Below are 26,062 nucleotides of genomic sequence, written 5' to 3' on the forward strand. Positions count from 1 at the left end.
AGGTTGCCGTCTCACCGTTAACAAAGCCAGTGATTGTGCCTTTAGCGGTTAAGGCCGTGCCGTCATAGACCTTACTCTCGCTGGGCGTGGTCACGGTAAGCGTCGCAGGGTTAACCGTGATAGAGCCGTCGACGTACGTGATTTTGAGGTCCTTAGTAACATCTTCGCCCTTGGTGTTTTTAATAACAAGATGATCACACTTAGCGTCAACTGCACGTTCTGTCACATTAGTCGCCGTAGCGCTCGACGTAGCCTCGACTGTGTAGTCCTTTGGCAGGCCAGAGACGCTCACCGTTGCACCGTGAGACTTGCCATCGTAGGTGTACTCGCCGCCGGTCGTGGTAACCGTGACTTCTATTCTTTCGAATTTTGCAAAAAAGTTACCACCGGTATAAACGCCAGAAGCGTTCTTTTTCGGGATTATTTTTGTATCCTCAACTGTAACACCGTAGCTCGCCTGGTTGTCTTTTGTGATTTTGACATACTTGTTGTTGTCATCTTTAACATACCAGCCATCAAATAGATAACCAGTTGCAGCGGTTGCTGTCGATCCTTGAGCTGTTCCGGTGACAGGCTTCACACTTTCGGATACGGAACTAACAGAGCCACCAGTCTCGGTAGTATAGGTGTAGTCAACTTCATCATCCTCAACGAACCGAGCCTCAAAGGTTGTGTCGCAATAGAGCTCATCGCTATCTCTATTCAGCTTTTTGACAGCTGTTTCTTTTGTAAGTGTAGCTTTGTTTGAAACCTCGACATTATCCTTATACCAACCGACGAACTTGTAACCTGCCTGAGGCGTAGCAGTTGAGCCAGTTATCTCTTTTGTACTTGTTACGAAATCAACATTCTGCTTAGGATCAACAGATCCATTACCCGCAGATTGGTATGTTACGGTATATCTATTCCTATTCTCCCACTGAGCATATAGATCCTTTGAAGTATTCATTTTGATCTGTGCGCCGGGTTCGTAGGGTTTTTTTTCACCATCCTTCCAACCAGTAAATACATATCCATCCGTACGCTTTGGAATCTTTTCAGAAATGGTTGCCGTTGTATTTACCTCATACTGCTGACCTTCAGGTACACCAGAAAACTTACCAGTAGGAGCATTTGGATGATATTTTAGGGTAACCTTAGTCCTATCAAGCAGGGAGCCATCAACGTGCCAGCCTTCGGCTTCATTCTTGATCACATACCACACAATATACTGCTTATTGGGATCATATGTTTTACCTGCTTTCTCAAGCAACCCTTGGATTTCTTCCTCAGTAGGCAGATTCTCGGTATTCAAACGGTCATCAACACCGGCCGAATCGGCATAAAATGAAGCGTTGCTAATTGCATTTTCCTTATAAAGACCCTCAGTGTAGTCAGACGTTGGGCATTCCTGAGGCTCATTAGGAATGTCTCCTTTAAGACGAATGAAGAAAAGAGCACCGACATCTTGCTCTGCCCAAACCGCATACAACTTTGTGGAGTGTTCTACCTTATACGTACCGCTCGGTGAAAAAACGGGACTTGTATAATGAGCTGATCCTCGTTCTGTTGCCTGAGCATCTTCCGACCATCCCACAAACAGCAGTTCTTTTCCGTCTTTTGTTTTTGTACCATTGTAGCCAGGCAACACAGTCTCACTATCACATGCCACTTTTCTCGGCGGAGGTACTTCTATGTTTCCACCATTGGAATCAAATGTGATCGTTTCAAACGCTTTAACTGTAATGGAAATATTGGCTGTCTCTTCACCACTTGTTGCTGTTATCTGCACCGTACCCGGCGTATCCCCTGCCTTTACCAATCCTTTTTCATCAACTGTGGCAATAGCTGGTATTTTAGAAGACCATGTCACATGAGCATCTGCAGGCACCGTCGTAGCGACAAGCTGAACCGTCCCAATCTGTTTTTCTATAGTAGTCTCACCTTGCGCTATGATCGTAATACTTGGCGCTTCAACTTCTTTCCAGACAGCATAGAGCGTCACACCAGCCTCAAGATCGCTGTAGGTTTGCCCATTTTGATAAGAAACCTGGGATTCACTTTTAGATGTAGCCCAACCTTGGAATTCATACCCAGCGCGAGTAGGTTTCTGATCGGGAATAGTGACGGAGCCATTATCGAGTTTTACGGGATCAGGGGCGCCTTCTCCACCGTTGGCGTCGAATTTGATGGCAGCACCTTGAATATCGTTATGATGATCGTTTTCGTTCTTAAGAGCTGTCTCTAGAGTCAAAGTAGTAACATCATTTTCTGTAGTACGGCTGTCCTGATCACTCTCGGTTTCAACGGTTATTTCCAGCGTGCTGTCAACGTCAGCGGCTTCGATGGTGTACTCGTTGCCCTCGCTGCGCATGGGCACCTCGTTGGTTTTGGAATTCTTCGCCTTGACCTCGGTCAGCTCGCAATCGGTATTTGCAAAGGCGCTAAACTTCAGCTCCTTTGCGCCTTCCACCGTCAGCTCGACCTCATTAAGGCCGGTAAGCTCCTGACCTTTTACCTTAACGTACGCATCTTGCAACATAAAGGTAACTTTGGCCTCACCAGGACGCACGCTCTCTTCCTGCGCATCGGCGTTGTCGCTTGCCGCAGAATCTCTCTCGTTCTGCTGTGTCGCATCCGGCTGCGTTGCGAGCTGCTGCGTAGGTGGTTCCGCTGGCACCTCCGTGACAGGTTCAGTCTCGGGCACAGTAGGCTGGTTGTTTGCAGGCGCAGGTGTAGACCCGTCGGCTCCCTGGCCGGAGCCTTCGGCAACCTGCTCGGTACCAGTTGCAGCACCCTCATTCGCTTCGTCGTTCACCTCGGCGAACGCCAGCGCATTCGTGGAGCTAAACATCAGCGACACGGAAAGCAACACCGCCAGGAACTTACCTTCGAATGTGTTCCTTACATCTATCAATCGCTCAAACATGGCAACCACCTAACTTGACGTTTCGGTCGTCAGTTCTTTGCCCCACACGCTCGTCTGGTATCTGCAACCAGACTCCCTCTTCGTAATTCCCCAGCATTTTTCGGTGTACCCCCTATTATTTTCGGCCCACCGAAAAAATGCATGTGCGGAGCAAACTTTAGGTTATTCGCATTTTTACTGTTCAGCAGGCTTTTCCGCGAACCAACCTGCGGCAAAGCATACTGACACCTAGTACCAAGTATACTACAAGCAGTTGACAAATGCCTCATTTGGGTTATGGAGATTTGGCCCCTCCCCCCATAATCTATATAAGTTGGCGGGATGCCACTCATTCATCCGGCGCCCTTCCAATTGTCGTAGCGGTTAATGCCTCATGGAGGGGTTGCCAGGCCCTTGTGTGCTAGAATCGCGAAACCGGCAAAGTCCGACGCGGGCGGCACTTCTTTTCGAAGGGAGTGATCGCTTATGTTTGAGAAAATTCTTTCTATCGTGGCTGCAATTGCAACCGTAGCGGGGTTTATCCTCGAAATTTGGAGGGAATGGAAATCGCGAGCGGATGACGAAGGTGAAGAACATGGGCGGTAGTGACCGCTACCGCCCTTAACAACTAACCTGCGCCGCCCGTAACACTGTTAATCGCAGACGGGCTTTGCCGGTGCTTGTATTGTAACAGTTTCCGCGACGCTGAAAGATGCGTTTCGGTAACATTTCACCCTACCCCTACCTACCGTTACCGTTGCGCCACCAACCAACCCTAACTCCGAAAAAGACCTCAGTGACCCGATCTCACCTGCCGCCCCGCTTGAATCGAACGGCGCATGGCCTTCATGGCCTTGTCGTTCTCGATGAGGCCTATCAACTCCTGACGCTTATGCACACCCATTTTCGTGTAGATGTGATGACAGTGCGACTTCGCCGTACCGGTAGTTATACACAACTCATCCTCGATACTTTGCAACGACTTGTTCTGCGCCAGCAGAAACACCACTTCCTCTTCACGGCGCGTAAGCCCATACTGGTGCGCCATATGGGCACAGGCATCCAACAATGCCTCGAAGTACGACTGACCGTGAGCACCTACGGCTGAAGTTTCATCGGCGTTCACGGGCACACTGCCCCAGGTACCACGATAATCCTTATCCGACAAGAAGATCATGAATAGCACCACCAGTACCACAACCAGGATGTCTGTAAACAGCTGGATGTTTACCGGTAACGCATCAACCATGAATACGGTTCCCACCACCAAGCCCAAAACCGATCCGAGAATCTTCATTGCCTCAGCAAAACCCAACAACCACAGCGGGTTCACGTTGTATCGATAGGCGATGCTACACAGCAGGGTAATAGCGAACAGTACAAAAAACGAGAGGCTGGCGTTTGTACAGATGGCACTTATGACGTTCAAGGCTCCGCCTCCATACTGCGACACCGAAAGACCGAAAATAGCCAACGGTAATGACAACAGGTACAGAACCTTGAAATCAAAGTTGGCCCTTCGCGGTTTTTAGTGGGTAGCACAGGGTGCCAGCTGTGGGAAGTGTAGTTACAAGCGGGGCCAAGCGGTATCATTTAGCATGTAAGCGGAAACATACGGAGATGTCAAAATGAACCCACAAACGAAGATGCTGGCAACGATCATTGCAAAATCATTGAACCTCGGAGATGAGTGGACTGTTGTCGACGTTGAGATGAGGGATTGCAATCCCGATCCTGATGAACTGCATGTCTACATCGAAAGGACGCCGGGGTATGCCTTAAGATGTCCGAGATGTGGGGTGATGCACGGCGTGTGCGATACGCGCGAGCGCACGTGGCGCCATTTGGACATATGGCAATACAAGACCTACATCCACTGCAAGCTGCCGCGTCTTGATTGCGAGGGTGGCCCAATCACAGCCGAGGTGCCCTGGGCGGCCCCCGATGCCAAGCATTTCACCGCATAACACAGGGAACCGTCCCCTGTGTTAAGGAACCGTCCCCTGTGTTACTCACCCAGGCCGAAGCGCTGGGAATTACCCCCGCACCATTCTCACTCGATATCAACCTATGGAAGACACGCGAGAAAGCCGCGCCGCCCGCCGACGTCACCAAACTGTTCGAGCGCATGTTCCGCGGTGCGATGCCGGGCATCCTCTCCGAGAAGTACGACAACCTACCCGTGTTCTACTCAAGCTACATACAAACCTATATCGAACGCGACGTGCGGCGATTGCTTGGAAATGTCGATGCGCTGCAGTACGCAAGCTTCATGCGCGCCACGGCAGCCCGCTGCTCACAAATGCTCAACGTGGCCTCCATTGCCGAGGACGTGGGCATTCGACTCGACAAGGCGAAACAATGGCTTTCGATTCTCGAGAAGTCGGGGATCATATTCTACCTGCACCCCTATTCCAACAATCAGCTCAAACGCACAGTCAAGGCCCCTAAGCTCTATTTCCACGACTGTGGTCTCGTAGCGCACTTAACTCGTTGGACCAGCGCTAAAACCTTGGAAGCCGGAGCCATGAGCGGGGCGTTCATGGAGAACTTCGTCGTGTCGGAGATATACAAGAGTTATCTGAACACCGGCGTGGAACCACCGCTTTACTACTATCGTGATCGCAATGCGAAGGAAATCGACATCGTCATCGAAACCGACGGCAAGCTTCACCCTATCGAGATAAAGAAGACAGCTACGCCCACCCGCTCAATGACGCGCAGCTTCGGCGTGCTGGACAAGGGCTCCATACCACGGGGACGCGGCGCCATCGTGTGCGCAGTCGAGAAATTCTCCGCTCTCGATAGCGATACCCTCGTCATCCCTGCCGGGCTCATCTAAGAGTGTGAGGGGGGCCAAAACGCCTCACACACTATCCTTCACGCAGGGATCTTCCTATTGCCGAAAGAACGTCATCTCGCTTGATGCGACCGAGCATGGTTGCCAAAGGCGCGGCGGCGAGAGGAAGGTTGGCGTCGCACAGCTCTATTAGCGCTTTCGACATGAGCTCAACAACCTCGTCGGTCGGCGCCTGCGGAATGCCGCCCACACGCAAGGTGGCGGCTATTTCCGCCGCACCCATAGGCTCGCGATTGCCCATTTCCTCAAGCAGCTCGGCAAGCTCGCGTTTCGCCGCCGAGCCCATCTGCGCGTCTTCGGGCACCATGCCGTAGCACGCCACCGCCTCTTCCAAGCGTCCTGTCTTCCACAGCGCATATGCCAGGCGGTAGTACAGATACGACACGGCGTCATCGAACACCTGATAGCGCAGCGCGCACGTTGCCACATCAACCGCAAGGTCGTAGCGATTCTGAGACGCGTGCACGGTGATGAGGTCCTGATACGCCGATGCGCTCGTGGGCGCGCGCTTCACGCAGGTTTCCGCCTGCGCGAGCGCCCCAGCGGCGTCACCCATTTCTAAGTACAGAAGCGCCAACGCCGAGCGCGCCGCATGCCTCACGTCGGATGCGCGACAGTAGCGCTGTTCGGGCGCGGCTCCGGTAAGATCGACCAGATACCGAGCAATGGCGTTCTCGCAGTACAGAAGCGGAGCATCCGCGCGTTCGGCACCGCTTGTGCTCGCGGTGTCGCCCGCCGCGAGCAGCTCTTCCAGCTGCGCGGTTGCCAGAAGCGGTGCGTCATCGCGATCGGCCAGCGCCGACCGCAGCCGCTCTGAGAGTGCCTCGTCCTGCACGCTCATCACATCGAGGTCACACACGCGGTCGGCATGCAGCACGTTCGCCAGCCCGTTCGGCAGCGCACGTATGTCCTGCGCCAACGGCGTGCGACGCTCAGACAAGCTCGACACCAGCGGCTCGACGGGCTGGTTATGCCCGAAGGCATCGGGCGAGATCGCCCAGCGCGCAGGATGCAGCAGCGAGAACAGGAGCGCGGGATCGAAGTCGCCTGTTTCCTGGGAAAGCGCGCCCGCCTTGATCGACGGCGCTGTGCCCATCACGAACGGCATGCGCTCGAACTCGAGCGACAGCACTACGGGATTCGAAAGCTGGCTTTCGTGCCCGTGCACGCACACGCGCGCAACCCCCACGCTTGCACCGAACGCCGCACCCGTCATTAGCATGACCAGGCGCAACGCGTATGCAGCAGCGGCGCTCGGACGCTGCGCAGCACAATCGAGCCATTGATTGCCAGCCTCGACCCACCGCGAGCGCGGCATGTGTTCGGGCGCGGGCACCGTAATGTGCATCTCAACCGCGCCGCACGACATGTCGCAGTCGAGCCGGTAGTCAAGCCGATAAGGCAGCACCACCGACTCGCAGAACTCGGCGAGTCGCGTGAGCACGTCCCAGTTCCCGCCGCGTGCGCCGGTGACGCCGTTCAGCGTAAGACGATCGTTGCCCTTCTCGCTGCCCGAAAGGTAGCGGTCGGCATCCCAGCCGATGGTACGCATGGTGTGCCAATCGTGCCGCGCACACAGTTCCTCGGTGCATGCCGCCGCCTGCGAAAATCCCTCTTTCTTCAGCGCCTGGCCGATGAAGAGCATACGGTTGAGCGCCGATTCTACGCCCAGCACGCAGGAAACCTGCTCAGGGGTAAGGTCGCTAGCGTCGAATGCGAACCAAAGCAGCCCGGTGCTCGACAGATGGCGCACGGAGATGGGGTGTTCGACGGCGATGCTGCGGATGTTGGCGGCACCCACTTCAGTGAGCAGGCGCGCGGTGTAGCGCTCAAAGCCCGTGACCGATGGATCGTTTGGCGCCGCCATCGACACGCGGAACAGCAGTCCATCGATGGCGTCGGGCAGAGGCGTGGCCTTGAACTCGTAGATCACATCGGCGGTGGAAAGCCCGCTTGCGGCGCCCGTGGCGCCCTTCTTCACCTTGTTGCGAAACCGGTCGAACACATTCGCTCCTTTCTGCGCGATGCCCACGATTGTGACACAACGTGCCCGCCCGCGCCAGATGCGTCGCACAATTTAGGGAGCCCACTTCGTCGCACCAGGTGTCACCCCTCCCCAAGGAACAGGATGGCAGCACGCTTATCGCGCCGGGAGAACAACGCCTGGTGGCAGACTGGTCGCGCTAGGAGAACAGCGCCTGGTGGCGCGCTTATCGCGTCATGAAGCGTGTTCCCAGGCGAACGATGCTGGGAAGACCGGGTACCTGAAGCCGTCGCTTTACGGAGATAAGCTCTTTCGGTATGTCGATATGCTGCGGGCACTTCTTTTGACATGCCCCGCACTGCACGCAATCGCTCGCGAAGTGCGCTTTGCCCTCCATGGCGCCCGATGCGGCAATGTACTGGTGCATGCCCTGATACCACCCGTGAGCAAACGACGTGTTGTAGGCGGCGAAGCACATGGGGATGTTCACACCTTTGGGGCAGGGCAAGCAGTATCCGCATCCCGTGCAAGGCACCTTGTATCGCTCGGCTATGAACGCACGAGCTATCTCGATCGCACGCGCCTCTTCGGCCGTAAGCGAACAGGGCAACGCGGCATTGGCAGTTTCGATGTTCTGGTCGAGCTGCTGCATCGCATTCATGCCCGAAAGCACCAGGGTAACCTCCGGATGATTCCATACCCAACGCAGGGCCAAGCGAACGGGATCGGTGCTGATATTCGCCTGCTCAAGCACGGTTTGCGCGGCAGCCGGCAGCTCACTAGCAAGCTTGCCGCCAAGCAGCGGCTCCATAATAATGACGGGAATGCCCCTTTCAGCTGCCGCCTTAAGCCCAGCTGTTCCGGCCTGGTAGTGCTCGTTCATGTAGTTGTACTGAATCTGGCAGAAATCCCAGTCGTACGAATCGAGCAACGTGGGGAAGTCCGCTTCGCACCCGTGATATGAAAAACCGATCTGCCCGATGCGACCAGCCTCCTTTTGGCGGCGCGCCCATTCTTTAATGCCAAGCTCTTCCAAACGCTCCCACGCTCCCACACTCGTCACGTTGTGGATGAGGTAGTAGTCCACGCGATCTGTGCCGAGCCGCTCGAGCGAACGCGAAAGGTACGTATCGAAGTCATCTTGCGTCTGGCATCGGGGAATTGGCAGCTTGGTAGCAATGTTAACCTTATCGCGAAGGCCGGGGTTCCGCGCGAGAATTTCCCCCAACGCAGCTTCGTTTCCGTTGTAAGCATAGGCGGTGTCAAGATAGTTTACGCCGCGTTGCACTGCCGAAAGGATGAGCTTTTCGGAAGCATCGACATCAATGCGTCCGCCAGATGTTGGAAAGCGCATGCACCCGAATCCCAGGGCCGATAGCTTCTTGCCATTTTTGCAGTCAGTCCTCAATTGCACGGCGATCGCCCCTTCTCTATTCTCTACAATGAATTGCAATGCACGGCTACTTGTTTACACTATACGTTTCATCTTACCGCTTGCCGAAGAGCAATGCGACAGCGGCAGAAGAACAGGATCATGTGGAAGGGAAGGACCCAAGGCGCGTGAACACTAGACTGAAAGCATGGTTTGCAGAGCATCCGCAGGTGGCGCTTGCCTTTTCCGGAGGTGTAGACTCTGTCTTTTTGCTGCATGCGGCGCGCGAAGCGAAGGCGCACGTGCGCGCCTACTACGTGATTTCGGCGTTCCAACCACGGTTCGAACGAGAAGACGCGCGGAAGTTGGCGGCATCATGCGGCGTGAAGCTGACGGAAATTCCGCTTGACGTGCTTGCCGATACGCGCATCGCTTCTAACCCACCGGATCGGTGCTACTGGTGCAAGCGCGCCATCTTCAACGCTATTGCGAATGCGGCGCAGCGCGATGGACTTCCCGTGGTGATCGACGGAACAAACGCAAGCGACAACGCATCCGATCGTCCTGGCATGCGCGCGTTGCAGGAATTGGGCGTGCGATCGCCGCTGCGCGAGTGCGGGCTGACGAAGCGGCAGATTCGCAAACTCTCGCACGAATTCGGCTTGCCCACGTGGAACAAGCCAAGCTATTCGTGCCTGGCAACGCGTATTTCGCACGATCAACCCCTCACGGCCGAAGCACTGGCCGCCACCGAACGCGCCGAGAGCTTTTTGCGCGAATGCGGGTTCTCTGATTTTCGCGTGCGACGATGCGGCTCCTGCGCGCGCATTCAACTTCCCCGCGATCAGTGGGATAAACTGCTGAACGAGCACGAGGCCATACGAGCAGCGCTTGCCGCCGATTACGACGAGGTGCTGCTTGATTTAAAGGAGCGAACGAGTGAATAACGAATTGCGTAAGATGCTCGAACAGGTGCGCGCCGGCGAGCTTTCTGTGGATGAAGCACTGGGGCGCATCAGGACTGAGCCCTATCGCGACATCGGGTACGCGAAGGTTGACTTGCATCGCAAGGTTCGCCAAGGATCTACCGAAGTGATCTACGGCGCAGGGAAAACGCCCGAGCAGATGGCGGGCATCATTGAGGCGCTGCGAGAAAGCGGCCAGAACACGGTGCTGATAACGCGCTTATTTGCGGAAGCGGCAACAGAACTTGACGGGCGCATCGACGGCCTTACCTACCATGAACAGGCACGCGTCGGCATTGTTGGCACCGTGCCCGAACCCGACGGCTTGGGCACGATTGTCATAGCCACCGGCGGAACAAGCGACATCCCCGTAGCCGAGGAAGCGGCGCTTACTGCCGAGGTGGAAGGAAACCGCGTGCTGCGCCTGTACGACGTGGGCGTGGCGGGACTGCACCGCACGCTTTCGCACATGGACGACCTGATGAGCGCAACCGTAGTGGTGGCTGTTGCTGGTATGGAAGGTGCTTTGCCCAGCGTGTTGGGCGGCCTGGTCGACTGCCCCGTCATCGCGGTGCCCACCAGCGTGGGCTACGGCGCGTCGTTCGGCGGCATCGCGGCGCTGCTAAGCATGCTGAACTCGTGCGCGAGCGGGGTTTCCGTCGTGAACATCGACAACGGCTTCGGCGCGGGCTTTCTTGCCAGCCGTATCAACCACATGAAAGCGAAGGGTTTCGGGGCCTCAGAGAGTTCTGGAGGTTCCAGGGCCTCTGAAGTTCCTGAAAGCTCCGAGATTTCCAAGGAGTGAACCACATGCCCTTTCTGTATCTTGAATGCAATGCAGGCATCGCAGGCGACATGCTCTGCAGCGCACTGCTTGATCTGCTTCCTGCCGATCAAGCCACTGAAGCGATCCAGCACATGAATGAGCTGCCGCTGCCAGGTGTGCAGGTGAAAGCCGAGCGCACAAAAACCTGTGGCATAACCGGAACGCAGGTGCATGTGTTCGTGCATGGCGAAGAAGAACCGTACCACAACCACCCCGGCGCGCACGCGCACGAGCACCACCACGAGCATCGATCCTACCTACAGGTGACGGAAACCATCGACAGCTTCACCTCATTACCCGAAGCGGTGCGACGGAATGCGTGCGCGGTATATCGCCTGATAGCGGAAGCCGAAGCAACCGTGCACGGCACCACCATGAACGACATACATTTCCACGAAGTCGGCACGCTCGATGCCATTGCCGACGTGACCTTCGCCTGCTTATTGATGGACATGATTTCACCCGAGCGCGTAATAGCCTCACCAGTGCGCACGGGCTATGGCAGCGTCCACTGCGCTCATGGCGTGTTACCCGTGCCCGCACCCGCCACGGCGCTTCTGCTCGAAAGCGTGCCGAACTATGCGGGCGACCTCGAAGGCGAATTCTGCACTCCCACGGGTGCCGCACTACTAAAATACTTCGCTACCACGTTCGCACAGCGCCCCATCATGAGCACGACAGCCATAGGTTACGGCATCGGCACCAAGCGCATGCCCATCGCCAACTGCGTGCGCGCATTCTTAGGCGAGACTGTCGGCGCAGCTACCTCTGACGGCGACATCGTGGAAGCTTGCTGCAACGTTGACGACATGACTGCCGAGGATATTGCGTTTGCCTGCGAGCAGCTGATGGAAGCGGGCGCACTCGATGCATTCACCATACCCATTGGCATGAAGAAAGGCCGTCCGGGCGTGCTCGTGTGTGCGCTCTGCAAACCCGACATGCTGGCTGCCATAGAAGACGCGCTGTTTTGCCACACCACCACGCTCGGCGTGCGTCACCGCACCTGGAAGCGCACCGCACTTTTGCGCGATATCATAGAAGTGGACACGCCGCTTGGCCCCGTGCGCCAGAAAATTGCTCGAAACACGAGCGGTGCCGTCATACGCCGTAAATGGGAGCACGACGATCTTGCGCGCCTTGCTCTCGAGCACCACGTGAGCATCGAGGAAATCCGCCACAACATAGAGCAGTAACGCAAGGCGTGCTTCATGCCCGCAGTTGCTTAGCACCCGCAGCTACTTCACGCCCGCATTCTCGTACGGTATGCATCAGCGCAACCCACACCCCTCGCCCACAAAACCGGCAAACTGCCGAACGCTCTCAAAGGTGCGGGTTGCGCACTCTGCGCCATACGCTACGCGCTGTACGCTCTGCGCAATTACCTTACCTGCAAAAGCTTGTCGCGCAACTCTGCTTCCATCTTGCGCATCTCACCTTCAGCCTCAGCTCGCTTCGCGCGTCCTTCCTCTTGGATGCGCATAACTTCATCGAACGTCTGAATGAGGCTCTCGTTGGTGGCGCGCAGTGTCTCGATGTCTACGATGCCACGTTCGCTTGCGCGCGCAACTTCCACCGTGGACGTTTTGAGCTTCTCGGCGTTTTTACGCAGTAACTCGTTGGTCATGTCGGTCACCGCTTCGTGTGCGCGCAGTGCCGCCTCGTTATTCGCAAGCCCAAGCGCAAGCACCATCTGCCCCTTCCACAACGGAATGGCATTCACGAGCGTTGTTTGAATCTTCTCGATCATAAGCATCTCGTTGCCTTGCACCAGGCGAATCTGCGGAGCAGTTTGCATGGCGATGGTGCGCGTGAGATCAAGGTCGGAAAGCTTCTTCTCGAAGCGGTTGCACGCCGCCTCAAGCTTCTGAAGCGCTTCGGCGTCCTCGGTGCGCCCAGTCTGACGTGCTTTCGTCTCAAGCTCGGCGAGTTCGCCCGCACGCACATCCGCCAAACGTGCACGCCCCGCCAGCAGATACATGGTGAGTTCTTTGAAGTACGTGAGGTTCAGCTCGTAAAGCTTGTCGAGCGTGGCGGCGTCTTTCATGAGCGTCATCTGATGCATTTCAAGCGCGCTCACGATTTTGTCGATGTTTGCTTCGGTTTTGTCGTAGCGCGTCTTCATGGCAGCAAGTTTGTTCGTTTGGCGCTTGAACAGCCCAAAGAACCCCTTTTCTTCCTCGACATCGAACCCTTTCAGTTCGGTAACCACGCCCGTAATAAGATCTCCCACCTCGCCTAAGTCTTGCGTGCGCACCTTCTCGAGCGCCATTTCGGAGAAATCCGCCATCTTCTTCTGCGCGCCGGCTCCGTACTGGAGAATCTGCTGAGAGTTCGCCACATCAATTTGCTGAGAGAACGCTCGCACCTGAGCACGTTCGTCATCGGTGAGCGTATCGTCGAGCGCAACTGCCGAAGGCTTCGCTTCAATGACAGACGCCTGCAAAACCGGTGCGGGTTCCACCTCGCTAACAGGCTCAAGGGTGAGCGTCGGCACGGGCATGCTGTCGAGGGAGATTTCATCGGTCATGGGCAGTTCCTTTCTCGTGTGGGTGCCGTGAGATGCGCGCCAGCGCCAACGGCGTCGCTTCGCTTACTTCTTAAAAGGATCGTGCGTAAGCCCTTCCTGCGCCAGCATGGCATTCAACACACTGATGTCGGAGGACACGTCAAGCGAGAGATCCTGAAATGTTTCATCGAGAAGCTTCTCGAACGCGGTACGCAACACGTCGAGCGTCTGCTCGATCTCCTGGCGCGAGCTTGCTATGTTGGCACCTTGAACGGGTTGGTCTTCCAGGCTGTCGTACGCTTCGAGCAACTTTACCGTCGTCGGTAGGTAATAGCTGGTGAGACGCCCGATGCCACCCACCACCGACGGCTCTTCGGCAACGCGCGCCAAAATGCGCCCAACCACCTCTTCGATGGCGACAATTTTCTCGCTCACTTCTGCGTCAGCAATGCGCGCGTCGAGTGTGCGCAGGTTCTCGACAGCGGCGTTTCCTTCTTCGATGAACGCGCGTGCATCGGGTGGCAACTCACCACGTGTGCGCGCCTCCTGCGCCCGAATGCGCTCTTCCTGTTGCGCCGAAAGTTTTTGCTGGCGCTCCTGTTCGAGTTGCTGGGTACGGGCGCGCTGCATTTGTCGATACAGCTCGTACGACTCATCGGTCAACATAAGACACGTTTCCTCGTCGTCGATATGCCCTTGGGGAAGCATGCCCAGTTTAAGCAAACGCCGCGCCATACCAAGAACCTTCGACTCACTTACGTGCAACTGCGCAGCGAGTTCGGATATGCTGCACACCTCGCGCTCGCCAAATATGCGACGAAACGCCTTTACGCGCTGCGAGCTGCGCAAACGGCGAATACCTACAGCAAGGAGCCCGGCGGAAAGTGCCGCGAACGTCGCAAACAGCGCGGGAACAGCGACGGCACCACTCATACCAACCACCGGCAAGGTAACGAGCATGACAATAAGTGCCACGGTAAACGTAACAGTCAGCGAGCCGCCGAAAACAGTCATGAGTACGCCGGTTGCTGTAAGGCCAGCCGTCGAGCGAAAGCGGTTTTTCATGCGCGCGAAACGATCAGTCCCATACGCCTTAGGATTGGCCATCGCTTGGGCCTGCCACAACTGCTGAGGCCGAGGCGGCTGCGGCGGCTGTGATACCGGGCGAGCTTGCTGGGGCTTCTGAGGTTTCAGGGGCTGCTGGGTGGTTTGCTGGCGGGCGCGCTGCCACTCGTTTGCTACGTGCCCCGCCGCCACGTTCGCCGCGTCGATGCCCGTACCAACCAACTTGACCACCTGAGAGACTGATTGCTCGATAGAACGGCACATCTTCTCGAAATCCTGGGCAGACATATCGCGCTTGGGCATACCAGTTTGCGCGCCACGCGATGCGTTAGTGCTGTTCGCCTTCGAATTCCAATCTTTATAAGAATTGTGTTGACTCATCAACTGCCTCTCATGTGGAATGTGCGGACAAAATTCTACCATGCAAGGATGACCCTCTGAGCAAACACACAGGGAAAACGAGCTGCGCCTACCTGCGCCTTCCCTCCCCCGACATGCAACTTTGCCGCTTGATTTTACGACTCGAATAGTGTCGAAAAGTCTCGAAAAGCTCCCGCGGCATTGTGTTTCCGACGGGAGCTTTTCGCTCATATACGAGTGCGGCGCCACTGCACCATGGCAAGAATGCAGCGGCGCCGTAGCGACATAGCAATAGTGCGGTAAGCGCAACGCCGCTAGAACCATTGACGCTGCTGCATGAGATAGGTTCGCTCGAACTCCGACTGGCTTTTCGTGAGGTACATAACGCCCTCAATGATGCTCACCACGCACATGGCGAAAATACCAATGCCGCATATCAGCCCACCGATAACCGTGATGGCCAGCATGATGAAGCCCGCCGTGTTGTACCCCAGATAGAACTTGTGAACGCCAAGCGTGCCTAAGAACAACGCGAGTAAGCCTGCCGCAACGTGATCTTTTGTCACGCCACCAGCCGGCATGGTTCCCGGAGCAACACCAGGCTGAGGCGGCATCTGCGGTCCGCTAGCGTAAGGGTTACCATAAGGCGGCTGTACAGGCGCTTGATAGTAGCCCGGCTGGCTTGGCTGGCTTGGCTGGCTTGGCTGCCCGTACGGCGACGCCGGCTGTCCCACTTGACCCAGCTGATCCGGTTGCCCGTACAATGGCACCTGCTGCGGTTGCTGGAATGCCTGATACGGCGGCTGGTAGAACTGCTGTGGCTGCACTGCAGCATCCTCGGGCGCAGGCTGAGAGTTTGCTTCCTCTGGCGCTGGCTGAGACTCAACAACCTCCACAATTGGCTGAAATTCAGCCGGAAGATCAGATTCGATTGTCTGTTCTTGCGCTCCGGCATCCTCTGTCATCAACTGGGAGCTTTCTTCCTCGGGTGCTGGTTGAGAGTTTGCAGTCTCCGGAGCATCTGCCCGGCGTTGTTTCATTTCTTCTTCCATCTGCATACGTAGCGACTCTACCTTCGACTGCGCTGCAGCGTATTCGGTTTCCGCCTGGGCAAGCCGCTCGGCAAGCGGACGCTGTAACGATTGATTGCCGTTTTCGGTCATACGTAACCCCTTCTATTCATAATGGTTTCGGAATAACAATGTGCTGGGCAGAGTGTACTTGCAACCAGAAACTCGCTGGCACGCGCCCTTCCATCGTTTTACCAACCGTTACCAAGCGCTTACCCACACGTAGGGCATGCTCGAAACGTAACGAACTAACGCCACCAGTCCTGAGCAGCTAAGACGGGCACCTGGTAACCTGAAGCCTGTACTCGTGTACACCATTACACACAGGAAACGGCGCAACCTCGCTCAGATATGTAGGCGTTACTTGTGGTGTTTCGCTTCAAAGTACTTCATGATGTGCTCACTTGCCAGCAAGCCGGCAACGGCAATGATGGCGGCAACCAAAAACAGAAACGCGCTTTCCAGAAACTTCCCCTGCGTGAACCCATGCGCCGCGTAGGTTGACACCACCACGCCTGGAATGCGCGCGATGTTTGAAAGCAGCAAAAACTCGCGCAGACGCATGGATGTGAGCGGAACCACGTACGTGAACACATCCTTAGGTAATCCGGGGATCAAAAACAGCACGAACACGGCCACGTTGAGCTTCGAGCCTTGTTCGAAATTGCGAATCTTGTCCATATACTTCTCGGGCACCATACTGCGAACAAACGGTGCGCCCAGCTTGTGCACGAGCTGAAAGACCACGAAGCTCGACACCACACAACCGACCAAGACGATAGCCGCCCCTACCCACGGACCATACAGCAGTCCCGCAACGATCTGCACGGCCTCGCCAGGAATAACCGCCACCACTACCTGCAAGAACTGCAAGCCCAACAGCAGCAGCATACCCAACGGACCAGCTTCGCTCACCTGGCGCTTTACTTCTTCAAGACCGCCTTCTCCGAACAACGTTCCAAACAGCGGCCAGCACAGCACCACAATGACAACCATCAGCACGAAGAACGCAACGAACCCGACGAACTTAAACACATCGCCTTGCTCCATGCGATGCCCACGAACACTTACCTCTTCGTGCGCTTTCTCGTGCGCCTTCTGCCTAACAGACTCACGCTTGCTCGCAGTACTTTGTTCAGCGCGCTTAGTCATCGTGTCGCGCCTTGTTGTACTCATCCTTGAATGCGGCAAACATATTCTTTCCTTTGCCCTGCTTTTTCACGGTGGCCTTTTTCGCCGAACCTTTTGCGGCAGCCTTCTTCGCTGGGGTAGGTTTCGGACCACGCGCCTTGTCATATTCAGTCTTGAAGTCGGAGAACATGGTTTTCGACTTCGCAATCTGCTTGCCAGTGGCATACGCTCCCTTGTTCACCGCTTCACCCGTTGCCGCCACGGCAGCACTTGCGGCGGGCTTCACGCTGCTTTGAACCTTGTCAACAGCAACGGCCGTTGCCTGCCCCGCCTTCTCGGCGATGCCGCCTTCGGTTTCCGTACGCTTCACTTCGTCGGACACTAAGATAGCTCCCAAGACGGGTGCGCTTTCGCCTTCAGTGTCGCCTTCGCCAACAACGCTGTCGTCAACGAGCGCTGCTCCCATGCCTGTGCGAAAACCCTTAATCATGTCGGCAGATATGGTGCGCGTTCCCAGTACGGCGTTCGCCGTCATACCGGAATTTGTTTCGAACGACTGCACCGCGCCCGTCATGCGGTCAAAGGTCACATCGCCCACCACGCCAAAGCTCGTGCCGTCCTCGGTCATGACCGGCAAGCCCACCCAGAGCACACAATCGTTCCAATCAACACCGAGCGCCTTGCACGCTCCCTTATTCGTCGCTTCGGGGTCTTCGCGCACCACAATGCGGCCATCAACCATGTCGTAGCCGTTAATGGACACGAACAAGTCTTTGCGATGGAACATCCACAGCAAGTCGGGACGCTTCACGATAAAACCCACGACGCGCTTCGACCGAGGATGGAACACAAACCGGCGCACCTTGCCAATGCGCTTCGTCCCCTTCTTCCCTCCCAAAACGCGCATGCCCGTCATGCCGTTGGTAGTAATGCTCTTGGCCACGATTGTCCCCCGCATGTCTCGCTTTTCACGCGCACTGCCAGCGCTTGCGCAGTCTGGCATCGCTCATACAAACAATGGAGAAGCGGCGCCCCGCACGCCACAACCAACGCGCGAAGCAACCGCTTCAATTGCTTCCAAATAATTTAGGCGTTCGGCTCTTCAGCCTTCGCTTCGGCTACAGACGCTGCTTCATTCGCAGTTTCCGCAACGGCCTCGGCGGCCTGGGCAACGTCATCAGCTTTTGTTTCTACAGCCACAGCAGCCTCTTCGGCGTTGCGCGCAACTTGCGCGGCAATGCGCTGACGGGCTTCTTCGATCTTGTCGCGCAGCTCGTCGTTTTTCTGCGTAAATGCCGGCTTAATATTGTCGGTTGCCTCATGCACGCGCACGGATGCCTGACCGTACACTTCCTGGCCCTTCACCTTCGCCTGAGCTGCGAATTCCTGACCCTTAGCAGCGGCCTGCTGAGCAAATGCCTTGCCCTTAGCGGCGGCCTGCTGAGCGAAATCCTGACCTTTTTCGGTGGCGGTCTTCACCGGGTCATCGGATTCGACAACGTCCTCTACAACGTCTTCAACCGCGTCGGCGGCGTCTTCGGCGGTTTGCTGGGCATCGCCCCACATAGCGTTCACCTTATCACACACCATGGCACGGGTATCTGCTCCCGCACGAGGAGCGCATAGCAGCGCAGCCGCCGCTCCAGCCAAAGCACCGCCAAGAAACACTCCGAATTTACCGCTCATGGCAAACCTCCTTATTTGAAGAATCATTGGAACGAATTATACGCCACGTCAGGCCGCATCGCCTGAAAACACGAGCGCTTTAGAATTAGGTTAACGAACCGTTGCCATGTGTTCAGTTACGATTTCAGAATTTCGTTCAACAAATCAAGCGCTTGCCTCAGCGCCTTCATGGCCTGTATGTCGTCGATGAAGGAAAACTCCACGCGCGCGGTACCCGCATCCTCGCTGATCCATTCGGTCGTACCTACAAAAAGTGGCGCGTGCTTTCTCGCCTGCGCGCTGGGATGCGAAACGGACTGAAAGGCGGACTGCAACGCGTCTTGAACCTGAATGTCGATAATCACGTGCTCGAGCACATGTGGAATCGACGTGCCCATCATAACGTCAGCAAAGCGCGGCCCCACATCGTTTATGCACGCATGATGTCGCAAAGCGGGCCGCTTCTCTAAAACCGCACCCATGATTTCGGCGCTGGCATAGCGGGAAACCCCCTTGCGAACCTGAACGTCGCAGATCATCCTGCCCGGATGCACTGCCACGCGAATCACGCGCAACGGCAGGTGCTCGCCGCTGGCGCGCGTCATTGCGACGTACCTGGCCTATCGAGCACCGACACATTCTCGCCCGATGGATCGTTCAAATCGGCATCCAAATACCGATGCAGCAGTTCGTTGACCATCCACGGGAAATCGTGCCACGCATTGCCCAATAACGATCCAAACTCACCGTCTTCGATGACCAGCTGTGCGCGGTCGTGCGAGAAACGGTAGCGGCCGCCTCCCTCCATCGTTCCCATCGTGAAATGAATGGTTTTCGCCTTCGTGTCCAACGTGTAGGAATACGCCGCATCAGCGGCGAGGTTGATGTTTTCCCCGTCGATGAGAACGATCGCCTCCGTGCCGTGGATCTGCCACTCCCCTATGAAGTCGGTGGCGTCATCGTAGCGAAACCAGCGGTTCCACGAAAACAATCCACCCACCACAACCAACACGATCAGCACCGTAGCCATAAAGCCCAGCGCGATCCGTACGCCAAGCGAATGCTGCTTTTTCGCCGCCGTGGGCCGCTTTCTCGTAACGTCACGAGTTTCCGTTGCGCGCTTGTCATCGGTCGTGTCATCAGCCGCACCATCGGTCGTGTCGTCAGCCGTGTTGACAGTTTCGTCGGCGGCTCGCGCAGACAAATGCGACGAGTTGCTGCGCAGCAGGTTTTCCGCCGACGTGTCGCTACCAGCATCTACATCATCGCCGTCGAATGGCGATTCGTCATCGAACGGATCGTCCACAACGGGAAGCGAGCTCCGTTTCGCCGTTTCGTCAGCCGTAGGCACAGGCGCAGACGCGGGATGCCCGAGCTGCCGGGCATCCGCGTTATTCTTTGTTCTCTTTGTCGGCTTGCGCTTCGTTACCACGTCCGCTCCTCGCCTTTCCCCTCAAGAGAATGCGAGCAGGTGCTTACGCCTGTTCGGGCGTGATGTATTCACAGCCCATGTAGGGCACCAGCACGTCGGGCACCTTGATGGAGCCGTCGGCCTGTTGATAGTTCTCCACGATGGCCGCCATGGTTCGGCCCACCGCCAAGCCCGACCCGTTGAGCGTGTGCAGATAACGAGAACCCTTGAAGTTGTCGGGGTCGCGGTAGCGGATGTTCGCGCGACGCGCCTGGAAGTCCCAGCAATCGGAGCAGCTGGAAATTTCCTTGTAGTCGTTGTAGCAGGGCAGCCACACTTCCAAGTCGTAGGTCTTGCACGATCCGAAGCCCAGATCGCCCGTGCACAGCGAGATAACGCGGTACGGGAGCTCGAGCAGCTGCAGGATATTCTCGGCATCGGCCACCATGGACTCAAGGTCGGCCTGGCTTTCCTCGGGCTTGGAGAACTTCACCATCTCAACCTTGCTGAACTGGTGCACGCGAATGATGCCGCGGGTATCGCGCCCGGCACTGCCCGCCTCTTCGCGGAAGCACGGCGTGAACGCGCAGTACTTCAGCGGCAGCTGGCTGGCGTCAAGCGTCTCATCGCGGTGGATGTTGGTAAGTTGCACTTCAGCCGTGGGAATAAGGTAGAGCCCTTCGCGCGTTTTGAACAGGTCGTTTTCGAACTTGGGCAACTGACCGGTACCCGTCAGCGTTTCGGCATTCGCCATGGCCGGGCACCACCATTCCTTGTAGCCGCGGCTCGTGTGCGTGTCGGCCATGAAGTTGATAAGCGAACGCTCCAAACGCGCGCCAAGGCCGCCCAACAGGTAGAAGCGGCTCGCGGCCAGCTTTACGCCGCGCTCGAAGTCCATAATGCCCAGCTCGGGGCCAAGGTCCCAGTGAGCCTTCGCCTCGATACCTTCGGCGGCGAAATCGCGTGGGGTGCCCCAGCGGCGAACTTCGGGGTTGTCGTTTTCGTCCTTGCCAACCGGTGTGGTGGCGTGAGGAATATTCGGCGTGGTCATAAGAATCTCGCGAAGCGCCGCATCGGCCTCTTCTCGAGCGGCGGTGAGGGAAGTCAGCTCGTCGTTGATGGTGCGCACGCGCTCCTTTGCGGCCTCGGCTTCTTCCTTTTTACCCTGCGCCATCATAGCCCCGATGGACTTCGACGTGGCATTGCGCTCAGCCTGCAGCGTTTCCTGTTTCGCAATGGCAGCGCGGCGCTGTTCGTCAAGCTCTAAGAAGCGAGCGCTGTCCCACGAGGCGTTTCGATTCTCCATCGCCTGAGCAACGGCTTCTAGGTTGTCGCGTACAAACTTGATATCCAGCATTTCCGGCTCTCCTTTTCGTGCTTGTGCTCAAACGTCGCAAAGCGCACGGGGCAACCTGCACACGGCGCACGGCGCGGCTTTCCGCCGGCGGCACCACTGCGCAGGTCACATGCGCATGCAGCGTGGTTTTCCGTTAATCTTCGTCCTCGTCGTCATCGTCGTCGAACAGCGACCAGTCATCTTCCCCTGCAGGGCGGTCAACGAACGTCTTTCGCGTGCGCCGCTCCATGATAACGCAGGCGATAAGGCTGATGATCAGACCCCCACCTATCAGGCATCCAAGGCCTGCATACGTGTTGAACAGAAAATCGATGATTTCCATGACTGTCCTTTACCTGTTGTTCAACGTTGTCCAACGAATGCTTCTTACGAAGCATCTGCAAAGTATACACCGCCGTGCGCATCATGCTTCGAGGGAACGAACAGGCAGCACAGGAACATCGCCGCGATGGAGGCGAATGCCAGAGCGCAATCGGCAGGCGCGGGTACAAGCGACACACCGCCGCTTGCCATCCAGGCGCCGCCAATCAAACCGGCGACAATTACCACCCCAGAAACAGCAACACCTGCAACGGCAAATGCCCTCGTTTGACGACGGCGGAACAGCGCCAGTAAAAATGACGCAGCCAACCAGCTTGCGGCAGTGCACCAAAACTGCGGAGAAACGAGCACGCGCACGGCCACCTCCTGCATGTTCGCGAAACCGTCAGCGCTCAAACACAGGGAAATGTCCCACCCCGACAGCGATCCGATCCCTGCCAGCGAGCCGGGCCCCAGCTCTGGACCGCACGCTGACAGCACCAGTGCAACAACCAGGGAATACACTGTGGCAGCCAGGGCGCGCATCGGCGGAAGACTAAACCCGGCAACCAAAGGCGCCACCTGCCCCAAGCCAACAGCGCCCGCAAGCACCGGAGAAAACGCGACGTTCGCACTTCCCTTCGACGCCTTACCTGCGAAATACCACCACGCCGCAGTAACCGCCGCGAACAGCACGCCTGCAGCAGGTTGCCCCTGCACCACAAGCGCTACAGCAAGCATCTCAAGGCTTGCAAGTGCACCAACGTGCGGTACCACCAACCCCAGCAGCGCGACCACAACAAGGGGTACCACCAGCCACGGGTTGGCGCCAACGAACGCAACCGTGCTCGCAGCGCCCGCCCCAGCGCTCGCCCCAGCAGCGGACCCGCCCGCAACCAGCGGGGCAATACCCGACAGCGCAATCCACGACACAATGGCACTGCCCACACAACCAACGCCATGAGCAAGTGCGGAAAGCGCACGAGGCGATACGTGACGGGAAAGCGCTTGCGACGCTGGGATTATGTCGCGAAGGCGGTCGACAAACCGAGTGTGCGGTGACACTTCGCCTGAGCCCCACTCGTCTTCGTCATCGGGGTCTTCGAAATCGCCACAACTCACCACCGAAGCGAGTTCAGCTATCCCGCACTCGACATCGCCCAGGTATGGCAAATACTCGTCGGCGAATTCCTCCACCGTAGCAAAACGCGCGTCAGCATCAGGGTCGAGCGCGTCGAATAGCACGTTATCGGCTTCTTCGTTAAGATCGTCCCAACATAGCGAAGGCAGCACAAGCTCGGCGTCAACAATGGCAGCCGCCGCATGCTCCAACGATCGCACCCGGAAGGGGTTTTCGCCGGAAAGCATCTCGTACGTAACCGCCGCCAGCGCCCATTCGTCGCAGCGCTCATCGAGCGGCTGCCGGTCGATCTGCTCGGGCGGCATGTACCCGATGGTTCCGCCTCCGGCATAGCCCACCCCTGTTTCATCAGCAAGCGTGGCAAGACCGAAGTCGGTCACCTTCACCTGTCCCTTTACGTCGATGAGCACATTGTCGGGCTTGATGTCCAGGTGTAGAACACCGTTGGCGTGCGCCACGCAAAGCGCGTGCGCCACTCCTTCGAACACTGCCGCTATCTGGTTCAGCGTGAGCTGGCTATCATACTCATGCAACAGCTTCGACAGCGACATGCCCTCAACGTATTCCATGATCAAATACGCAGTGGAATCGCGCACTTCAAAATCATGCACGGAAACAATGTTGGGATCCTCGAGCATTGCCGCCGTGCGCGCTTCGTCCAAACCGGGCAGGTTGGCAAGCTCCCGCACGAGTGGCGTCGAGTCAGGAAGGTCGGATTCATGAGTATCCGTCGAACGCAAACGCGCTGAACGAGCATCTAAAAACTCAGGGTCGGCCGGAAACGCCGACTCAGCTGGAAGCGATGGATGGTTCAGCTCATGAACACCAGCCGCATCGCGTTCGCTCAGTTGAATGGTCTTGATAGCAACGTAGCGCTGAATGCGCGTGTCCCACGCCTTCACCACCGTGCCAAAACCACCCGCACCCGCCTGTTCGACGGGCCGATAGCGATCGAGTATGAGCTTCTTGCCTTTCATGCGCCCATTATAGCGGCATCTGAGAACGCGCTGGCACGGCGGGCATTGTCCCCAGGAAAACACCGAGTAAAGCCGTCTTGCTTTTTCGGAGCTTTTCTGCCCCGCTTCGCCACAACTTACATGCTCGCTATACTTGGGAAATACTGATTAAGGCCAATACGCCTTCAACCACCAAATGAAAGGGGTTCTCATGATCGTTACCACTGCAGACGTCCTGCCCGGTCAGGCTGTTCAGGTTCTGGGCTTGGTTCGCGGAAACATTGTCACGTCGAGAAACGTCGGCCGCGACATGATGGCGGGGTTCAAGAGCATGGTCGGTGGCGAGATACAAACGTACACTGACATGACCAACGAGTCGCGCCAGATCGCCGAAGACCGTATGGTCGCCGCCGCCCAAACGATGGGCGCAAACGCAGTAGTCGCCGTTCGTTTCTCCAGCGAATCCGTGGCCGAAGGAACCATCGAGATGCTGTGCTACGGCACCGCCGTGAAGTTCGTGTAGGCGGCACCGCATGGGAATCAAAGTAGTCAAGGACAAGGTGTGGACGCGCATCGCCGCCGATGATGCCGACAGTGCCTTCATTAAGGAAAAAGTTGGCAAGTGGGAGGTTTCGTTCTCCGATTGTGATACGGCGGCCGCCCTGTGCAAGGAAGCCGTTGAGCGGGGCATTGTCGCTGAAGCACGCTACCGCAATGCCGCAAAGGGCACTATCGCGCTATACGTAAACCGCGACGACGAGCCCCGGCACCGCAACGTGCTCGCATTCTTCAAGGAGCACGGCATGCTTCGCCGCACGAAGAACGGAAACTACGCCGATCTTCCATTCAAGCTCATCTTCCCCGAAAACCCCAATGGTATTGGAAATAAAGCCGAAGCGGCCGAAACGACTGCAACGAACAGCGCAAACGGCACGACTGGCGCAAACAAAACGAACGACACGAACGAAGCCGCGCCTTCGCTGCAACTTTCCACCTTCATGGATGTGGAAACCGGGGAGTTCTTGCAGTAGAATCTGCGAACACAAGCGTGCGTTTGTCACTTCGCCCCACGAAACGGGAAACGCGCGTTGTTGAATATGGAACGAGAGCCTGCACGGAGTGTGGGCGGGAAGGACAGGAGATTAGCACATGAAAGGGCTCTTGGGCGAGTTTAAGGAATTTATCAACCGCGGCAATGTGATGGACTTGGCCATTGGCGTCATTATCGGCGGCGCGTTCACGGGTATCGTCACATCGTTGACCGACAGCATCATCAACCCGCTGATCGCCGTCATCGCCGGTGGCGGAGCAGACTCCATTTCGGGATTGGTGGTTCCTGGCACCAACATCGACTTCGGAGCGTTCTTAAGCGCCATCATTAACTTCCTTATTGTGGCATTGGTCGTGTTCTTCCTGGTGAAAGGCATTAACAACCTGCAGAACATGGGCAACAAACTGGCCCATCGCGGCGGCGAAGACGAATGTGCGGAAGAGCCCGTAGCACCCACCTGCCCCTTCTGCCTGGAAGAAGTGAAGGCCGGGGCAACCCGCTGCCCCCACTGCGCCGGCGCATTCGACACGCCTGCTGGAGAGTAACGATACCACTGGCACTGCATCAGCTTTTGCTTCAACGTCGGAGACCCCGCAGCTCGCTTGGCGAGTTACGGGGTCTCCTGTTGCTCTGGGAATGTCTATGGTAGCACGCTACGCATCCGAGTTAGAGAACGCGCAACGCTTGGCGTCGTTTCAGGCGGTACCTCTTAACGGCAGCACTGGGGGACGCCATGCTTTACGCGGTCGTGCTCTTCGGCACGCTTGCCGTCGTTGAAGCGATCGAGCGTTCCCACCAGATATCCGGTAATGCGACGGATGCGGTCGAACGGCACCGCATTGTACTCGTAGAAGATGCCCACATCCTCGCCATCGACATCGAGCGTCAAACCCGACACGGTACTGTTGGGGTTGCGCCGATTGCCGCGCTCGATATATGCGCGAACTTCCTGCTCGGTTACGCGCACATCGGTATCGTGAGCGTAGTTCACCTTCACGGACACATCCCTCACCATGAAAACGTCCTGCAAGGGCTTCTGATCTTGCTGAAGATTCTGCTGAACCTGGTTTCGCTCCAACACCGCCGTTGCCATGACAGCCTCCTTCGCTTCATCTCGCCGCCACAACACATTGGCTTACAGGTGCTGCGGCA

24 protein-coding genes are annotated in these 26,062 nt (G+C 56.9%); 8 read left to right on the top strand and 16 right to left on the bottom strand.

The features are described from left to right. Both G7Y44_RS08000 and G7Y44_RS08005 read right to left on the bottom strand, forming a co-directional pair. Positions 1–2,908 (bottom strand): InlB B-repeat-containing protein (locus G7Y44_RS08000; RefSeq protein WP_241159230.1); only part of this gene is annotated, 2,908 nt, incomplete at its 3' end. A gap of 772 nt (positions 2,909–3,680) precedes the next feature. Continuing rightward, positions 3,681–4,316, bottom strand: a complete 636-nt coding sequence (locus G7Y44_RS08005; RefSeq protein ID WP_165248928.1) for a response regulator transcription factor — start codon at positions 4,314–4,316, stop codon at positions 3,681–3,683. A gap of 199 nt (positions 4,317–4,515) precedes the next feature. Here G7Y44_RS08005 and G7Y44_RS08010 point away from each other — a divergent pair, with 199 nt between their 5' ends. Together G7Y44_RS08010 and G7Y44_RS08015 are read left to right on the top strand one after the other, a co-directional pair. Next, the gene (locus G7Y44_RS08010) at positions 4,516–4,854 is read left to right on the top strand and encodes a transposase family protein (protein ID WP_165248929.1); all 339 of its coding nucleotides are present in this window, start codon (positions 4,516–4,518) and stop codon (positions 4,852–4,854) included. A gap of 38 nt (positions 4,855–4,892) precedes the next feature. Beyond that, complete coding sequence (locus G7Y44_RS08015) at positions 4,893–5,729, top strand: ATP-binding protein (protein WP_206214438.1); 837 nt, start codon at positions 4,893–4,895, stop codon at positions 5,727–5,729. A 31-nt stretch (positions 5,730–5,760) separates the two neighbouring features. On the opposite strand, the gene G7Y44_RS08020 is transcribed toward G7Y44_RS08015, so the two are convergent. Together G7Y44_RS08020 and G7Y44_RS08025 are read right to left on the bottom strand one after the other, a co-directional pair. Further along, positions 5,761–7,752: a hypothetical protein gene (locus G7Y44_RS08020; RefSeq protein WP_165248933.1), complete on the bottom strand. Its 1,992-nt coding sequence runs from the start codon at positions 7,750–7,752 to the stop codon at positions 5,761–5,763. A 205-nt stretch (positions 7,753–7,957) separates the two neighbouring features. Continuing rightward, positions 7,958–9,145, bottom strand: coding sequence for an aldo/keto reductase (locus G7Y44_RS08025; protein ID WP_165248935.1), 1,188 nt, complete (start codon positions 9,143–9,145; stop codon positions 7,958–7,960). A 146-nt stretch (positions 9,146–9,291) separates the two neighbouring features. Here G7Y44_RS08025 and larE point away from each other — a divergent pair, with 146 nt between their 5' ends. From larE to larC, 3 genes are read left to right on the top strand one after another with little or no spacing between them, the layout of a single operon-like run. Continuing rightward, positions 9,292–10,050 (top strand): ATP-dependent sacrificial sulfur transferase LarE, encoded by a 759-nt coding sequence (gene larE, locus G7Y44_RS08030; protein ID WP_241159225.1) that lies wholly within the window; start codon positions 9,292–9,294, stop codon positions 10,048–10,050. Beyond that, entirely contained in the window at positions 10,043–10,873 is an 831-nt protein-coding gene (gene larB / locus G7Y44_RS08035; RefSeq protein WP_241159226.1) for a nickel pincer cofactor biosynthesis protein LarB, read from the top strand. The genes larE and larB overlap by 8 nt, the downstream gene beginning before the upstream one ends. 5 nt (positions 10,874–10,878) lie before the next feature. Then, complete coding sequence (gene larC / locus G7Y44_RS08040) at positions 10,879–12,090, top strand: nickel pincer cofactor biosynthesis protein LarC (protein ID WP_165248940.1); 1,212 nt, start codon at positions 10,879–10,881, stop codon at positions 12,088–12,090. 185 nt (positions 12,091–12,275) lie between these two features. Here larC and G7Y44_RS08045 read toward each other — a convergent pair whose 3' ends face one another. The 11 genes from G7Y44_RS08045 to G7Y44_RS08095 all read right to left on the bottom strand — a co-directional run bounded on the left by G7Y44_RS08045 (position 12,276) and on the right by G7Y44_RS08095 (position 23,880). Beyond that, positions 12,276–13,424, bottom strand: coding sequence for a toxic anion resistance protein (locus G7Y44_RS08045; protein WP_165248942.1), 1,149 nt, complete (start codon positions 13,422–13,424; stop codon positions 12,276–12,278). A gap of 63 nt (positions 13,425–13,487) precedes the next feature. Further along, positions 13,488–14,849 (bottom strand): 5-bromo-4-chloroindolyl phosphate hydrolysis family protein, encoded by a 1,362-nt coding sequence (locus G7Y44_RS08050; RefSeq protein ID WP_165248944.1) that lies wholly within the window; start codon positions 14,847–14,849, stop codon positions 13,488–13,490. 293 nt (positions 14,850–15,142) lie between these two features. After that, complete coding sequence (locus G7Y44_RS08055; protein ID WP_165248946.1) at positions 15,143–15,991, bottom strand: TM2 domain-containing protein; 849 nt, start codon at positions 15,989–15,991, stop codon at positions 15,143–15,145. Positions 15,992–16,258: 267 nt separating this feature from the next. Beyond that, entirely contained in the window at positions 16,259–17,050 is a 792-nt protein-coding gene (locus tag G7Y44_RS08060; RefSeq protein ID WP_165248948.1) for a TVP38/TMEM64 family protein, read from the bottom strand. Then, positions 17,043–17,987, bottom strand: coding sequence for a PRC-barrel domain-containing protein (locus G7Y44_RS08065; RefSeq protein WP_241159227.1), 945 nt, complete (start codon positions 17,985–17,987; stop codon positions 17,043–17,045). Before G7Y44_RS08065 ends, G7Y44_RS08060 begins: the two co-directional genes overlap by 8 nt. Before the next feature lie 128 nt (positions 17,988–18,115). Then, positions 18,116–18,715: a YtxH domain-containing protein gene (locus G7Y44_RS08070; RefSeq protein WP_165046064.1), complete on the bottom strand. Its 600-nt coding sequence runs from the start codon at positions 18,713–18,715 to the stop codon at positions 18,116–18,118. Positions 18,716–18,831: 116 nt separating this feature from the next. Beyond that, a complete protein-coding gene (locus G7Y44_RS08075) occupies positions 18,832–19,299 on the bottom strand; it encodes a cyanophycin synthetase family protein (protein WP_165248950.1) in 468 nt (155 codons plus the stop codon). Further along, positions 19,296–20,126, bottom strand: a complete 831-nt coding sequence (locus tag G7Y44_RS08080; protein ID WP_165248952.1) for a hypothetical protein — start codon at positions 20,124–20,126, stop codon at positions 19,296–19,298. The genes G7Y44_RS08075 and G7Y44_RS08080 overlap by 4 nt, the downstream gene beginning before the upstream one ends. A gap of 43 nt (positions 20,127–20,169) precedes the next feature. After that, positions 20,170–21,462 carry a serine--tRNA ligase gene (gene serS, locus G7Y44_RS08085; RefSeq protein ID WP_165046067.1) on the bottom strand — a complete coding sequence of 431 codons (1,293 nt, stop codon included), beginning with the start codon at positions 21,460–21,462 and terminating at the stop codon, positions 20,170–20,172. A gap of 133 nt (positions 21,463–21,595) precedes the next feature. Then, positions 21,596–21,784, bottom strand: coding sequence for a DUF6724 family protein (locus tag G7Y44_RS08090; RefSeq protein ID WP_165046068.1), 189 nt, complete (start codon positions 21,782–21,784; stop codon positions 21,596–21,598). A gap of 44 nt (positions 21,785–21,828) precedes the next feature. After that, the gene (locus G7Y44_RS08095) at positions 21,829–23,880 is read right to left on the bottom strand and encodes a serine/threonine-protein kinase (protein ID WP_165248954.1); all 2,052 of its coding nucleotides are present in this window, start codon (positions 23,878–23,880) and stop codon (positions 21,829–21,831) included. 190 nt (positions 23,881–24,070) lie between these two features. On the opposite strand from G7Y44_RS08095, the gene G7Y44_RS08100 reads away from it, so the two are divergent. The 3 genes from G7Y44_RS08100 to mscL all read left to right on the top strand — a co-directional run bounded on the left by G7Y44_RS08100 (position 24,071) and on the right by mscL (position 25,455). After that, positions 24,071–24,382, top strand: a complete 312-nt coding sequence (locus tag G7Y44_RS08100; RefSeq protein ID WP_165046070.1) for a YbjQ family protein — start codon at positions 24,071–24,073, stop codon at positions 24,380–24,382. A 10-nt stretch (positions 24,383–24,392) separates the two neighbouring features. After that, positions 24,393–24,890, top strand: coding sequence for a hypothetical protein (locus G7Y44_RS08105; RefSeq protein ID WP_165046071.1), 498 nt, complete (start codon positions 24,393–24,395; stop codon positions 24,888–24,890). Between the two features lie 118 nt (positions 24,891–25,008). Next, positions 25,009–25,455, top strand: coding sequence for a large conductance mechanosensitive channel protein MscL (mscL, locus tag G7Y44_RS08110; RefSeq protein ID WP_165248956.1), 447 nt, complete (start codon positions 25,009–25,011; stop codon positions 25,453–25,455). A 164-nt stretch (positions 25,456–25,619) separates the two neighbouring features. Here mscL and nrdD read toward each other — a convergent pair whose 3' ends face one another. Beyond that, positions 25,620–26,003, bottom strand: coding sequence for an anaerobic ribonucleoside-triphosphate reductase (gene nrdD, locus G7Y44_RS08115; protein ID WP_241158226.1), 384 nt, complete (start codon positions 26,001–26,003; stop codon positions 25,620–25,622). Positions 26,004–26,062 lie beyond the last annotated feature (59 nt).

This window comes from Adlercreutzia sp. ZJ141 (genome assembly GCF_011038965.1).
Taxonomy (GTDB): domain Bacteria; phylum Actinomycetota; class Coriobacteriia; order Coriobacteriales; family Eggerthellaceae; genus ZJ141.